A 438-nucleotide genomic window follows, 5' to 3' on the forward strand; every position below is an offset into this window, starting at 1 on the left:
TTGCCATAACCTATCCTCCATGATTGTAGTGAAATAGTCTAAATATCTTTCATCTACAATTATAGAGGAATCCAGAAGATTAGAAAATCCGCAGGAATATTTGGCGCTTACCCTGTTCCCAGAAGCCGGGTCATTCCTGTGACTTTTCTCAGGTTTTCAGCCGGCTGTTCCAGATTTTCGGCAATTAAAAAGACATACCCGGGAAAGAGGATTCTTTCCTGGATATGCCATTTGCCTTGAAATCGTTTCTTCTGTTGATAGTAGGGAATAAAGCAGCGTTTCAGTATATCGCTGCTTATGAGCCGCTGACATTGGCAGCGGATGTTCTCTTCGTAAATGGTGAATAACCAGTCAACTTCCTTGCGTCTCCAAAAGATGAGATAATGGTGTGAAAAGTGTAAAAAGTGTGTTTCACACTTTTCACGAAAAACACCACAG

Annotated in this window: 1 protein-coding gene; it reads right to left on the reverse strand. The window is 41.3% G+C overall.

Annotation, left to right across the window (positions count from 1 at the left end):
- Window positions 1-107: 107 nt before the first annotated feature.
- Window positions 108-438: transcription termination/antitermination NusG family protein (locus ACTQ50_RS19810; protein WP_441485581.1), on the reverse strand; the 331-nt coding region annotated here is incomplete at its 5' end.

Source organism: Blautia sp. Sow4_E7 (genome assembly GCF_052116245.1).
Lineage (GTDB): Bacteria > Bacillota > Clostridia > Lachnospirales > Lachnospiraceae > Blautia_A.